Here is a 13176-nt window from a genome sequence, read left to right on the forward strand (position 1 = left end):
TCAAGGAGCTTGCGATGTTGATCGATCGGCGTTGCCTCGGTGTGGTTCTCGCGGGTGCGGCCCTGGCGGGCTGCGCAACGGAGGCACAGACGACCGCCGGCCCTCAGGCCATGTCCGGCAGTAGCCCGTCGGCGCTCCGCTTGGCGGCGCTTAGCGGTGGTGCCTTCCTGATGCAGACGGCGCAGCTGGGCGCCAGCAAGGCGCAGCGTCCGGAGCTTCGCCGCTTCGCGCCCTTCGAAGTCAGTGAGCAGCAGGGCCTGGTGCAGGCCATGGGGCTCGTTGGGTCGGCGACCACGCCTCCAGCGCTGACTTCGGAGAAGGCTGCGATGCTGCAGCAGTTGCAGACTGCCAGTGGGTCAGAATTTGACCGGCTGTTCGTCACGGCGCAAATCCAGGGGCACCGGGAAGCCCTTACGGTCTACACGGCAATCCAGCAGAGCGGTGCCGCCCCGGCCCCGGACCGGGCCATCGCGCTCCTGGCTGCCGACCGGATCCGAGAGCATCTGACGCTGCTGGAGACGTTGTCGTCGCGGGCATAGATGGCGATGCAGCGGCACGGCCATTTCGGGGCCGTGCCGCTGCCAAGCGGTTCCGCGGGGGACATGCCCGTGGCCGTTCGGACATTTCACGACCGGCCGCGGAAGGACGATCCGGCCGCCGTGAGGGCGTTGGAGCCAGGACGCCATGAGGCTCGGCGGATCCGACTTCGAGCAAGCGCTTGGACGGGTCCGTGAGAACGAAGCCCGGATCCTGGAACAGCGCCGGTGCATCGGCAGGATGGAGCAGAGGCAGCAGGCGCATCTTCTGCCGGAGGCAAGGCGCCTCCTTGCTGCCATGGAGTGCAACCAGCGGTTCCTGAGCGTGCAACTCCGGCAGGCCCACCTTAGCGGCCCCTAGATTGCCGGACGTGGCGGTGCATTTATCCTTCAAGACACGGCGAGACTACCGCAAGGGCAAGGGGCCGTCGTTCTTCACCTCCTCCATGACGGCATAGGTTCGCGTTTCACGGACGCCCGGCAGGCTGAGCAGCACCTCGCCCAGGAAGCTGCGATAGGCCGGCATGTCCTTCACCCGCGTCTTCACCAGGTAATCGAAGCCCCCGGCCACCATGTGGCATTCCAGGACCTCGGGGGCGCGGTTCACGGCCTCGGCGAATTTGGTGAAGACGTCCGGCGTCGTCTTGTCGAGCAGCACCTCTACGAAGACCAGAAGGCCAAGGCCCAGCTTTTGGGGGTCAAGGCGTGCGGCGAAGCCGGACACGAAGCCCTCCTTGAGAAGGCGCCGGAGACGATCGCTCGTGGCGGTGGGGGAAAGGCCGATCCGGTCCGAAAGGTCGAGATTCGTGATGCGGCCATCCCGCTGCAGGATGTCCAGAATCCTGCGGTCTATCTGGTCAGGTGGTTGCATCTTTCACGCCTTGTGCAGGAATTGGCCGTGGATTGTGCGGAGAAATTGCCGAGAATACATATTTTGATACGGGGTCCAGGGCCATAGCATGGTGCTCGGGCTAGCCCTCCTTGTGGTCGCCCCGGCCGATGAGCCGTTGAGCCCACCATCCTTTGGAGGATCGCCGTGAGCGCCATTGAGTACCGCAGCGGCACCGAAGCTGAGCCGGCCGAGCCATTCGCGAATTTTGCGCGCGCTGTGCAGCCGCAGACGACCCTGCGGGCGGCGATCACGGCAGCCTATCGGCGCCCCGAGGAGGAGTGCCTGCCGGAACTCATTGCGGAGGCGGGACTTCCGCCGGACATGGCGGGCACTGCGCGCCGCACCGCAGGCGCGCTGGTGGAGGCGCTGCGCGGCAAGCCGGCCCGGGGTGGCGTCGGGGAAATGGTGCGGGAGTTCTCCCTCTCAAGCCAGGAGGGGGTAGCGCTGATGTGTCTCGCGGAGGCGCTGCTGCGCATCCCGGACAGCGCGACGCGGGACGCGCTGATCCGCGACAAGATCGGCGGCGGCGATTGGCGCTCGCATCTCGGCCACTCGCCTTCGCTCTTCGTCAATGCAGCCACTTGGGGATTGGTGGTGACCGGCAGGCTGACCACGACGGCGAGCGAGACAGGCCTTGGATCGGCCCTGACCCGAATGATCGCGCGCTGCGGCGAGCCGGTGATCCGCAAGGGCGTCGACATGGCGATGCGAATGATGGGAGAGCAGTTCGTCACCGGCCAGACGATCGGGGAAGCGCTGGAGCGTGGGCAGGCGCTGGAGGCGGCGGGCTTCCGCTACTCCTACGACATGCTGGGCGAGGCGGCGGCCACGGCGCAGGATGCCGCGCGCTACTTCGCCGATTACGAGCGGGCGATCCACGCCATTGGCCGCGCATCCGCCGGGCGCGGCCTCATTGGGGGACCCGGTATCTCCGTCAAGCTGTCCGCGCTGCATCCGCGTTACACCCGCGCGCAGCGGGAGCGTGTGATGGCGGAATTACTGCCGCGCCTGCAGGCGCTCGTGGAACTCGCACGGCGCTACGATATCGGTCTGAACATTGATGCCGAGGAGGCCGACCGGCTCGACCTTTCGCTCGACCTGCTGGAGGCGCTGTGCCTCGCGCCCTCGCTGTCGGGGTGGAATGGCATCGGCTTCGTGGTGCAGGCCTATCAGAAGCGCGCGCCCTTCGTGCTGGACTGGATCATCGACCTGGCGCGGCGCAGCGGGCACCGGATCATGCTGCGCCTTGTGAAAGGCGCCTATTGGGACAGCGAGATCAAGCGGGCACAGGTCGATGGGTTGGAGGGCTTTCCGGTCTTCACCCGCAAGCTGCACACGGACGTTTCCTATCTCGCCTGCGCGCGGAAGCTGCTGGCTGCGCCAGATGCGGTCTTCCCGCAATTCGCCACGCATAATGCGCAGACGGTGGGTGCCATCCATGCCATGGCCGGCCCCGACTTCCATCCCGGGCAGTACGAATTTCAGTGCCTGCATGGCATGGGCGAGCCACTTTACGAGGAGGTGCTGCGGCGGCTCGGCCGCCCGTGCCGCATCTACGCGCCTGTCGGCACACATGAGACGTTGCTGGCCTATCTCGTTCGCCGCTTGCTGGAGAACGGCGCCAACTCCTCCTTCGTCCACCGCATCGGCGATCCGGCGGTCCCGGTGGAGGAGCTGATCGCCGACCCGGTGGAGGCCGCGCGGACCATCCGTCCGCTGGGCGCGATGCATCCGCGGATCGCGCTGCCGCGCAACCTGTTCGGCGAGGAACGGCCCAACTCCGCCGGGCTGGATCTGAGCAACGAGCAGATGTTGGCGTCGCTCTCGGCCAGGTTGCGCGCTGGGGTGGGCCTGAAGTGCCATTCCGGGGCAGCGCAGGGCCCAGGCACCGAAATCCGCAATCCTGCGGACCGGCGGGACGTGGTGGGACACGTCGTCGAGGCGACGCCGGAGGCGGTTGAGGCGGCCCTGGCGCGCGCCGTGGTGGCCGCACCCTCGTGGCAATCCACGCCGCCGGCAGAGAGGGCCGAGTGCCTGTTCCGCGCCGCCGCGTCGATGGAGGCGCGCATGCCGGACCTGCTGGGACCGATCGTGCGCGAGGCCGGCAAGTCGCTACCCAATTCGGTTGCGGAGGTGCGGGAAGCGATGGACTTCCTCCGCTACTACGGCGCCCAGGCGCGTGGCTTCGGTGCCGGCACGCATCGCCCGCTCGGCCCGATCGCCTGCATCTCACCTTGGAACTTCCCGCTAGCCATCTTCACCGGCCAGGTGGCGGCGGCGCTGGCGGCGGGGAATCCCGTGCTCGCCAAGCCGGCGGAGGAGGTGCCGCTGATCGCAGCCATGGCGGTCAGCCTGCTGCACGAGGCCGGCGTGCCTAAAGGGGTGCTGCAACTGCTGCCCGGCGACGGCATGGTCGGGGCGGCGCTGGTGGGTGATCCGCGCGTCTGCGGGGTGATGTTCACAGGCTCCACCGAGGTCGCGCGCCTCATCCAGCGGCAGCTCGCGGAACGGCTGGGGCCGGATGGCCGTCCCGTGCCGCTGGTGGCGGAGACGGGTGGGCAGAATGCGCTGATCGTCGACAGCTCGGCGCTGGCCGAACAGGTGGTGGCCGATGTCATCGCTTCCGCCTTCGACAGTGCGGGACAGCGCTGCTCCGCCCTGCGGGTGCTCTGCCTGCAGGAGGATGTGGCGGATCGTGTGTTCACCCTGCTGAAGGGGGCGGTGGCAGAGCTTTCCATCGGCAATCCCGATCGCCTCTCCACCGATGTTGGTCCCGTCATTACCGAAGAGGCGCGGCGGAACATTCAGGGCCATATCGATGCGATGCGCGCGAAGGGGCATGCGGTGCATGTCTTGCCGCTGCCGCCGGAATGCGCGCATGGCAGCTTCGTGGCGCCGACACTCATCGAGATCGGCGCCCTCTCCGAGTTGCAGCGCGAGGTGTTCGGCCCCGTGCTGCATGTGCTGCGCTTCCGCCGCGATGCGATGGATGCGCTGGTCGATGATATCAATGCCACGGGTTACGGGCTGACTTTCGGCATCCATTCGCGCATCGACGAGACGATCGAGCGTGTGGCGGCGCGCGTGGCGGCCGGCAATATTTATGTAAACCGCAACCTGATCGGCGCGGTGGTAGGGGTGCAGCCTTTCGGCGGCCATGGCCTTTCGGGCACAGGCCCCAAGGCCGGCGGGCCGCTCTATCTGCGCCGCCTCCTGGCTGCCTGTCCGGCCGAGACGGGGCTGCCGCGCGGGGTGGAGCCGGCGCCTTCCCGCATATGGCGCGAATGGCTGGCCGGGCGCGGAGCAGGGGCAGGATGGGGCTGCGAGCCTATTACCGACATGTCACCCGCAGGGGCGGAACTCCTCCTTCCTGGCTCGGTGGGCGAGGAGAATCGCTATGGCCTCCACCCAAGGGGCACCGTGCTCTGCCTTCCGGCGACCGAGCGCGGAATGGTGCTGCAGATTGGTGCCGCGCTGGCGACAGGGAATCATGTACGCATGCATGCGCCTCCGGAACTGCGGCCTGTAATCGCCGGGCTGCCGGAGGCGCTGCGGCCCTATATCGCAATCACGGTGAAACGCGATATGGCGGGCTGCGATGCCGTGCTGTTCGAGGGGACCCGCGACGCGCTGTTGGAAATCGGGCAGGAACTCGCCGCACAGGAGGGGCCGATCGTGCCGGTTCTCGGCCGTGCCGCCGATGCGGCGGACGGGGAGGCGCTGGCCTATCCGCTGGAAATGCTGCTGCTCGAGCAGGCCATCAGCACCAACACGGCCGCCGCCGGCGGCAATGCGAGCCTCATGGCCATCGGGTGAGGTCCGGCACCGCCGCTCGATCTGACGAAGCCCGATGCGATCGGCTCGGCCATATGAAGGACGAGATCCCTCACACGACATGTGGGTTCCCGCCGAGCGGACCGAAATGCTGTTGTATTAGCTTCTAACGCTAGCTAATAAGTTCCGGCCGGGTGCCCCTCATGTCCGGCCGGCGGCCGCAGCGGTTCCGAAGGTCCACATGTCTTCTTGCACAGGGACAGCCCAGCCATGAGCATCCAGGACCCGCATGGTGCGGTCTTCGTCAAGGATGGCGCGCAGCACCTGCAAGCCGTGCAGGATGGCCGATCGGTCTATCTGGATGGGGAGGTGATCCATGACGTCTCCGCCCACCCCGCCTATCGCAATGCGGTCGCCTCCGCGGCCATGCTCTACGACCACCAGGCGCGTCCCGCCAATCTGGAGCGCATGACCTTCGATCTTGGCGGCGGCCATCGCGTGAACCGCGCCTGGCAGCTGCCCACCTCCCATGCCGAGCTCGTCGAGCGGCGTAAGGCGCTGGTGGAGTGGGCCGAGCTGACCGGCGGCTTCCTCGGCCGCTCCCCGGATCATGTCGCCTCCTCGGTCTCCGGTCAGTTCATGGGCATCGAGGTCTTCGAGAACCACGATCCGCGCCGCGCCGCCGCCTTCCGCGACTGGTACGACCATGCCCGCCGCAGCGATCTCTTCCTCACCTATGTCATCAACAACGTGCAGGGCGACCGCTCCAAGGCCTTCGGGGATCAGGGCGAGGGCGCCGAGGACATGGTCGCCCGCATCGTCGACGAGGACGCCTCCGGCATTACCATCCGCGGCGCCAAGCTCTTCGCCACCTCCGCGATCATGGCCAACGAGATCTTCGTCGGCTCCGGCCAGCCTCTCAAGGCGGGTGAGGAGGATCTCGCCTTCGCCTGCGCGCTGCCGATGAACACCCGGGGCCTCAAGCTCCTCTCGCGCAAGTCCTTCGAGGCGCATGCCGTCAGCGAGTATGACAACCCGCTGTCCTTCCGCTTCGACGAGAACGACGCGCTCGTCTTCTTCGACGATGTGAAGGTTCCCTGGGAACGCGTCTTCGTCCACCGCAGCACCGATATGTGCCGCGCCCAGCTGCATGACACCCCCGCCCATGTCTACCAGAACTACCAGGCGCAGATCCGCCTCTCGGTGAAGCTCCGCTTCCTGGTCGGCCTGGCGCGCGGCATCGCCGAGACCATCGGCACCATCAACTTCCCCCCCGTGCGCGACACCCTCGGCAAGCTCGCCTCCCAGGCCGCCATCATCGAGGGCATGGTCCTGGGCATGGAGGCGGGCGGCGAGATGCGGGGACCTTACTACCTGCCCAACAAGCACCTTCTCTATGCCGCCCAGGTCCAGTCCCAGGAGATGTATCCCCAAATCATCGCCACCATCCGCGAGCTCGCCGGCGGTGCCCTGCTGATGCTGCCGTCCTCGGCCCGCGACTTCGGCAACCCCGAGCTCGACCGCATCATTTCCCGTACCCAGATCTCGCCCGCCATGTCCGGGCAGGACCGCGTCAAGCTCCTGAAGCTCACCTGGGATGCCGTCGGCTCCGAATTCGCCTCGCGGCACCTTCAGTACGAGATGTTCTATGCAGGCGCCCAATACGTCACCCGCGGGCACTCCTTCCGCACCTATGACTGGACCCGCTCCAGCGGTATCGCGGGCAACATCATGGGCCAGTACAAGCTTGCCGACAGCATCGCCCCCGCGGAGCAGGCCGCCTGAGGCGCCCCGGCGGGGCCTCTAGGGCTCGGCGCGGGCGGCGCTGTCCGCGAGATAGCGTTGCAGCGCGACCGCCCGGTCGCTCGAATCCACCAGCCGTTCGACCAGGTCCAGCAGGAGCTGGAACTCCTCCCCGCTAAGGCAGCCGAACTGCACGTCGTTCACCTGGCGCTGGATCGGGGCAAGGCGCTCCAGCAACTCCCGTCCCTTCTGTGTGACACTCAGGCAAACCCGGCGCCGGTCCTGCGGGTCCTCCTCCTTGTCGATCAGGCCGCGCGCCAGCAGCTTGTTCGTCAGCGTCGTCACAAAGGCCCCGCTCAAATGCAGGTGGTCAGCAATGGTGCGAACACTCACCGGACCCTGACGCGACAAGTGGCGGATCGAAATCAGTACCGTGTATTCCACGCCGGCCAGGCCGATGACGGCGCCATGACCCTGCCGGATGGTCTCATGCCGGGCAAAGAGGGCGAATAACCCGTGCACCAGCTTGCGGAACGCCAGGTCGGAGCCATCCACGAGCAACTCGGGCCGGGTGATGGTGGTTCCGACCGGGATTGGCGCTTTAGCCGAGCCTGTCCTGCGCTTGGCTGCCACCCGGCTGGGAGACGCTGATGTTCTGGGCTTGCTCACATGACCTTCCGCCGATCCGCTCGCCGGCTGCGGCGGAACAAGATCTTCTGCGGACCCATCTGGCGCTTCGCCATGCACGCGTCAACCGATCGCGACCGCAGCGTGTCTCACCGTGAAGACAGGTTGAAATAGCTATTTGGGAAAGCTACCGTGTTCGGAGGGTTGCGTCTGAACCCCGGCGAGCGAGGCCGCCAGCGGCGCCTGCTCCACGCAGAGGGAAGGCTGGGCGCCTCCCGCAGCGGGTGGCGCTCACCGTAGAAGCAGGAGAACGCCAAGTGTCGATGCCGACTTGCCAGTCTTCGGACGAGATCGGAACCGCCTTCCGACAGGCCATGCGTCAGCTTGCGGGCGGGGTCTGCGCCATTACCGTTGGCGAGGGGGCAGACCGGGGCGGGCTGGTCGCTACCTCGGTGACCTCCCTCTCCGTCGATCCGCCGACCCTCCTGGTCTGCGTCAACCGCAGCGGTGCAAGCTGGCCCCTGATACGCCGCTTCGGCAGCTTCGGCGTAAACCTGCTCGCGCACCGGCACCTACCCCTTGCGCGCCGGTTCTCCGGCCAGGATGGCGCGCGTGGCGTGGAACGCTACGACAGCGGCGAATGGGGCAGTGCCGCCACCGGCGCGCCCATCCTGGCGGATGCGCTGGTCGCCGTTGATTGCGCGGTGGAGGAACTGATCGAGCGGCACTCGCATGGGATCGTCATCGGCCGGGTGCGTGCCGTGACGCCGGTGCGCGAGGAGGAGGCGCTGGTCTATCTGCGCGGCGCCTATGCACCGCTTGCCGTGAACTGAGCCAGTGGGGGGCCGGTGCCCACAGCCTGGGCATGTGGCCCGTTGGGTAGGCCTTCCGCGGCAATGCGCAGTTTGGCGAAGCTGGGTTTGCCACAAATCTTCCAAATGAAGCTTTTTCGGGTATTCAATACGTGGCCGACTCTGCAATCATCCGCTCGGATGATCGGGCTTTCGAATGGTGCCTCCGCTGGCCCGGCGCTTGCAACCGCAGGTTCTGCGCCGGCGCCAGGGGCATATCCGGTTCGCCCCGCCTGGTTCCTTCGCTCGAAAAGGTAGAACGATGCTGCTCTCCCGTCGCTCCCTGACCCTCCTTGCTGCGGCCGGTGTCTTGCCCGTGGCTCGAGCCCAGGCGCAGGCCGGGCGTCTGGCGGGACGCGAGATCCGGATCGGCGCCATCGTGCCGAGCAGCGGTCCCTTCGCCGAATGGGGCCGGGCGAACGCCGCCACGCTGCGCATGGTGGAGGAGCAGGTGAATGGCGCCGGTGGCGTCGAGGGAGCCAAGCTCAAGCTCTTTATCTATGACGACGCGGCGCGCCCCGCGCAGGCCGCCAACCTCGTGCGCAAGCTCGCGGATGACGACAAGGTGCTCGCCATCGCCGGGCCGCTGACCAGTAGCGCCTGCGAGGTGGCCTTCCCCGTCGCCAACCAAGCCAAGTTGCCCGCCATCTCCCAGGCCTCCTCGAAGCCCGGCACGGCCGCCGCGAACCGCCCCTGGGCCTTCCGCAACACAATCGACGAGGCGGTGCTGATGCGCTCCGCCCTGCCATTCCTGAAGACCACCTACAAGGTCGCGAAGGCGGCGGTCATCTATGACGCCAAGGACGCGAATTCCGTGTCGCTCGGCACCCGCATCATGCCGGAGATGCTTGCGGAACACGGCATCGCCCTCGCGAATGCAGGCAACCTCGCCAGCTTCAACACGGGCGACATCGATGTCAGCGCACAGGTGACGGCGCTGAAGGGGTTGAATCCGGATGCGGTCGTCTGCGCGGCGGATTACAGCCAGGCCGTCACCGTCATCCGCGAGATGCGGCGCCAGGGCTTCGTCAAGCCGGTGATCGGCGGCACGCCGCTGATCTCCTCCGCCATCCTGCGTGCCGCGCCGGACATGCCGATCATCTCCACCGCCACTTACTACGCGGGACAGGAGGGCGAGGCGGCGAAGCGCTTCACCGATGCGGTGACGCCTGTCCTGCGCCGTACCGCCGGCCTGCCGAACACCATCGAACCCAGCATGTACGACGCCCATATGTACGAGATCGTCGGCATCTATCTCGATGCCGTGCGGAAGGCCGGGATCACCCTGGCCGATGCCGATCTCGAGGCGGATCGCGGGAGGATCCGCGGCCATCTGGAGCATCTGACGAGCTATAACGGCCTTTCCGGTCCCATCCACTTCAACCCGGATGGCGATGCAGTGAAGACCTATTTCGTCGTCGTGGGGCAAAACGGCCGCTGGACGGAGAAGCTGCGCGGCTGCTCCACCGCCGGCAACCTGACCTGCTGAGCCGCCCGTGCTTCTGCAGCAGGTCGTCAATGGGCTGACGCTGGGCGCGGTCTATACGCTGGTCGCGCTCGGCTTCTCGCTCGTCATGGGCATCCTCGGCGTGCTCAACCTCGCCATCGCCGAGCTGTTCATGATCGGCGGCTATGTGGGCCTCACCCTCGTACTGGCGGACTACCCGCTGCCGGTGGCAGTGCTGGCGGCGGCCGGTGTGGCCGCGGTTCTGGGCGTGGTGGTGGAGAAGGTGGCCTACCAGCCGCTGCGCCGCGCCCCGCCCATCGCGCCGCTGCTCTCCACCCTCGGCTGCTCCGTGATCCTGCAGACGGTGGCGGTGAACATCTGGGGCTCGGATCCGCTGCAGCTGCCGCCCGACCTGTTGGATATGCGCTTCGACCTGGGGCAGGCCTCGATCGGCCTGGCGCAGGTCGTCATCATCGCCGTCGCGGTGCTGCTCGTCGCCATCCTCGCGCTGCTGGTCCAGCGCAGCAGCGTGGGCCAGGCCCTGCGCGCCATCGCCGAGAACCGCGACGTGGCGCGCCTGCTAGGCGTCAATGCCGGGCGGCTGACCAGCGCGGCATTCGCGATCTCTGGCGCCCTTGCCGGGATTGCGGGGGTGCTGATCGGGCTGCACTACGCCGCCATCACGCCTTATGTCGGGGTGGAGACGGGGCTTAAGGCCATCGCCGTCATGGTGATCGGCGGCACCACCAGCATCTGGGGCGTGCTGCTGGCCGGGCCGCTGGTGGGGTTGGTGGAGGTGTTCAGCGTGGTGCATGGCGGCGCTGCCTTCCGCGACTTCGCGGTGTACGGGCTGATGATCCTGGTGCTGCTGCTGCGCCCGCAGGGCCTGCTCGGCGGCCGCGCGGCGGGGGCGCAGAGAGTTTGATGTCGGCGTATACGGCCGGGCTTCTCGCCGAGATCGGCATCGGCGGCATCGCGGCCCTCGGGGTCTATGTCATCCTGGCGACGGGGCAGCTCTCGCTCGGCAACGCCGCCTTCATGGCGATCGGCGCCTATGCGGCAGGCTGGCTGACGGTGACGCATGATGTCGGCCTGACCGCCGCCGTGCTGGCCGGGGCGCTGCTCAGCGGAATCGTGGGGGTGCTGGTGGGCTTCCCGGCACTACGGTTGCGCGGCATTTATCTTGCCATGGCGACGCTCGGCTTCGGTGAGATGACGCGCAGCTTCTTCCTGTTTTTCGAGCCCTTGGGTGGCGCCGCCGGCTTCAGCGGCATGCGGCAGCTGCAGGTCTCCACGATCTGGATCTGGCTTGGCATTGTGCTCGGCGTGCTTGTGCTGCTTGCTCGCTCACGGCTGTGGCTTACCCTGCGGGCGGTGAATGACGACGAGGTGGCCGCGAACCTGATCGGGCTGCACGCCACCGCGTTGAAGGTCGGCGCCTTTGGGATGGGAGCGGCAATCTCGGGCATTTCGGGTGCCCTCTTCGCGCATTGGCACCTGTTCATAGAGCCCGGGAACTTCGGCTTCGAACGCTCCACCGAGTTGGTGATGGCTGTCATCCTCGGCGGCTCCACTGTCGCGGCCGGGCCGGTGCTTGGGGCAGGGCTGCTGGTGCTGCTGCCGGAAACACTGCGTTTCGTGGCCGATTGGCGTCTGGCAGCCTTCGGCGCCCTGTTGATCCTGGTGCTGCTGGTTCGCCGGCAGGGCCTGCTCGACCGGAACCTGCTGCGCGCCCTCACCTTCCGCCGGCGCGGTGCGGAGGCGCGGCCGGAAGCCGCGGAGGTGTCATGAGCGGGCCACTGCTGGAACTGCGCGGCGCGACCAAGCGCTTCGGCGGCATCACCGCGCTGAACGAGGTTTCCCTCACCGTTCCGCGCGGGGGCATCGTCGGCGTGATCGGCCCGAATGGTGCGGGCAAGACCACGCTGTTCAACCTGATCACTGGCGCCTACGACCTGACCTCCGGCGAGATCCTGTTCGAGGGGCGGTCTGTCGCCGGCCTGCGGCCGCACCGCATCGCCCGGCTCGGCCTGGCGCGCACCTTCCAGAACATCCGGCTGTTTCCCTCCATGACGGTACGGGAGCATCTGCTGGTGGGGCAGCGTGGCGGTGGGCTGCGCCTTGCCGATCTGCTGCCCTCGGGCGGCGCCGCGCGGGTGGGGCGGGCGGAGCTTGCGATGCGGCGCTTTGGCCTCGAGGCGCATCGGGACCGCCTCGCCGCGACGCTCCCTTACGGGTTGCAGCGCAAAGTGGAAATGGCCCGTGCCTGGACCGCCGCACCGAAGCTGCTGCTGCTCGACGAGCCGGTAGCCGGCATGAACCATGATGAGGCGCAGGACCTCGCCGTGCTGCTGCGTGCCCTGCGGGGGGAGGGCCTGTCGATCCTGCTGATCGAGCATGACATGCCCTTCGTCATGGGCCTCTGCGACCATCTGCATGTGCTCGACTTCGGCGTTCCCATCGCCGAGGGTGCGCCCGAGGCGGTGCGCGCCAACCCGGTGGTGCTCGATGCCTATCTCGGAGCCCCCGCCTGATGTTGGAGATCGAAGGTCTCGAGGTTTCCTACGGGCCCATCCGCGCCGTGAAGGGAATCGACCTGCGTGTCGGAACAGGCGAGATCGTCGCACTGATCGGCGCCAACGGCGCGGGAAAGAGCAGCACGGTCAAGGCGCTGGCAGGATTGCTGCCCTATGCCGGCCGCGCCAGCTGGAACGGTCGCCCCTTGCCACATGCGCCCGAGGCAGTGCTGCGGGCCGGGATCGCTCTGGTGCCGGAGGGGCGCGGCATCCTCCAACGCATGACGGTGGAGGAGAACCTTCGGCTCGGCGCCTATGCGCGGCAGGACCGTGGCGCGCTGACGGCGGACATCGAGGCGCAGATGGACCGCTTCCCCATCCTGCGAAAGCGGCGTGGCGGCCTGGCCGGGCTGCTCAGCGGTGGCGAGCAGCAGATGCTGGCCATTGCGCGCGCCCTGCTGTCGCGCCCGCGCCTCCTCGTGCTCGACGAACCCTCGCTGGGCCTTGCGCCGTTGATGGTGGAACAGGTCTTCGCACTGATCTCCGAGCTGCGGGCGGGTGGCCTCTCGATCCTGCTGGTGGAGCAGAAGGCGCGCCAGACGTTGCGCGTCGCAGACCACGCCTTCCTGCTGGAGACCGGCCGGATGCGCGCCTCCGGAACGCCGGATGAACTCGCCGCAAGTCCCGCTCTCGCCGAGGCCTTCCTGGGCGGCATCGCGCCAGCGGCCTGACCTCGACGCAAGGGAAAAGCAATCCTACCCGCGGTCCAGCTGCGGGCCGGGCTGCATGG

At 67.6% G+C, this 13176-nt stretch carries 11 protein-coding genes; 9 read left to right on the forward strand and 2 right to left on the reverse strand.

The genetic code is table 11. The features are described 5' to 3' along the window. Positions 1 to 14: 14 nt before the first annotated feature. Positions 15 to 539 carry a DUF4142 domain-containing protein gene (locus GSE44_RS00095; protein WP_159346049.1) on the forward strand — a complete coding sequence of 175 codons (525 nt, stop codon included), beginning with the start codon at positions 15 to 17 and terminating at the stop codon, positions 537 to 539. 403 nt (positions 540 to 942) lie between these two features. On the opposite strand, the gene GSE44_RS00100 is transcribed toward GSE44_RS00095, so the two are convergent. Continuing rightward, positions 943 to 1407 (reverse strand): Lrp/AsnC ligand binding domain-containing protein, encoded by a 465-nt coding sequence (locus GSE44_RS00100; protein ID WP_159346050.1) that lies wholly within the window; start codon positions 1405 to 1407, stop codon positions 943 to 945. Between the two features lie 165 nt (positions 1408 to 1572). Here GSE44_RS00100 and putA point away from each other — a divergent pair, with 165 nt between their 5' ends. Together putA and GSE44_RS00110 are read left to right on the forward strand one after the other, a co-directional pair. Beyond that, positions 1573 to 5244 (forward strand): trifunctional transcriptional regulator/proline dehydrogenase/L-glutamate gamma-semialdehyde dehydrogenase, encoded by a 3672-nt coding sequence (gene putA, locus GSE44_RS00105; RefSeq protein WP_235924460.1) that lies wholly within the window; start codon positions 1573 to 1575, stop codon positions 5242 to 5244. A gap of 228 nt (positions 5245 to 5472) precedes the next feature. Beyond that, the gene (locus GSE44_RS00110) at positions 5473 to 6987 is read left to right on the forward strand and encodes a 4-hydroxyphenylacetate 3-hydroxylase family protein (RefSeq protein ID WP_159346052.1); all 1515 of its coding nucleotides are present in this window, start codon (positions 5473 to 5475) and stop codon (positions 6985 to 6987) included. A gap of 18 nt (positions 6988 to 7005) precedes the next feature. Here the strand turns inward: GSE44_RS00110 and GSE44_RS00115 are convergent, their stop codons facing one another. Next, positions 7006 to 7578 (reverse strand): MarR family winged helix-turn-helix transcriptional regulator, encoded by a 573-nt coding sequence (locus GSE44_RS00115; RefSeq protein WP_201305855.1) that lies wholly within the window; start codon positions 7576 to 7578, stop codon positions 7006 to 7008. A gap of 317 nt (positions 7579 to 7895) precedes the next feature. On the opposite strand from GSE44_RS00115, the gene GSE44_RS00120 reads away from it, so the two are divergent. From GSE44_RS00120 to GSE44_RS00145, 6 genes are all read left to right on the forward strand, one after another. Continuing rightward, positions 7896 to 8405 (forward strand): flavin reductase family protein, encoded by a 510-nt coding sequence (locus GSE44_RS00120; RefSeq protein WP_159346782.1) that lies wholly within the window; start codon positions 7896 to 7898, stop codon positions 8403 to 8405. A gap of 280 nt (positions 8406 to 8685) precedes the next feature. Further along, positions 8686 to 9912, forward strand: coding sequence for an ABC transporter substrate-binding protein (locus GSE44_RS00125; protein ID WP_159346054.1), 1227 nt, complete (start codon positions 8686 to 8688; stop codon positions 9910 to 9912). Between the two features lie 7 nt (positions 9913 to 9919). Continuing rightward, entirely contained in the window at positions 9920 to 10795 is an 876-nt protein-coding gene (locus GSE44_RS00130) for a branched-chain amino acid ABC transporter permease (protein ID WP_159346055.1), read from the forward strand. Further along, entirely contained in the window at positions 10795 to 11661 is an 867-nt protein-coding gene (locus tag GSE44_RS00135) for a branched-chain amino acid ABC transporter permease (RefSeq protein WP_159346058.1), read from the forward strand. Before GSE44_RS00130 ends, GSE44_RS00135 begins: the two co-directional genes overlap by 1 nt. Next, positions 11658 to 12404 (forward strand): ABC transporter ATP-binding protein, encoded by a 747-nt coding sequence (locus tag GSE44_RS00140; RefSeq protein WP_159346060.1) that lies wholly within the window; start codon positions 11658 to 11660, stop codon positions 12402 to 12404. The genes GSE44_RS00135 and GSE44_RS00140 overlap by 4 nt, the downstream gene beginning before the upstream one ends. Then, on the forward strand, positions 12404 to 13117 hold the full coding sequence (locus tag GSE44_RS00145) for an ABC transporter ATP-binding protein (RefSeq protein WP_159346062.1): 714 nt from the start codon (positions 12404 to 12406) through the stop codon (positions 13115 to 13117). The genes GSE44_RS00140 and GSE44_RS00145 overlap by 1 nt, the downstream gene beginning before the upstream one ends. The last annotated feature ends 59 nt before the right edge of the window (positions 13118 to 13176 follow it).

This window comes from Muricoccus harenae (genome assembly GCF_009848505.1).
In the GTDB taxonomy this organism is placed as follows: Bacteria; Pseudomonadota; Alphaproteobacteria; order Acetobacterales; family Acetobacteraceae; genus Roseomonas; species Roseomonas harenae.